This window comes from Pseudoalteromonas sp. GW168-MNA-CIBAN-0100 (genome assembly GCF_040309225.1).
Lineage (GTDB): Bacteria > Pseudomonadota > Gammaproteobacteria > Enterobacterales > Alteromonadaceae > Pseudoalteromonas > Pseudoalteromonas arctica.
This window is the reverse complement of the sequence record NZ_JBEOOL010000998.1, coordinates 1-242: the sequence shown is the minus strand read 5'-3', so window position 1 is coordinate 242 and position 242 is coordinate 1. Positions and strand designations below refer to the sequence as shown.

Annotated in this window: 1 pseudogene; it reads left to right on the top strand. The window is 35.1% G+C overall.

Annotated features, from left to right (window positions below):
• Positions 1 to 42: 42 nt before the first annotated feature.
• Positions 43 to 242: pseudogene (locus AAEY62_RS24345) on the top strand (hypothetical protein); the annotation flags it as partial.

The following is a 242-nucleotide window of genomic DNA, read 5'->3' as shown; positions in this document are numbered from 1 at the left end:
AAATGAAATTCTTGACGACCTAAAAGCGTTGGAGAAAATGCTGTGAAGATCAAATTGAAAAAGTTTAAAGATTTGATTTCAAAAGAAGGCGTGTTTTCTGATGGAAACTGGATTGAAAGCAAAGATCAAAACCCAGATGGTTCAGTTCGATTAATTCAATTAGCAGATATCGGTGTGGGGAAATTCATAGATAAATCTAATCGTTTCATGACTGAAGAGCGTGCAAATGATCTAAACTGCAC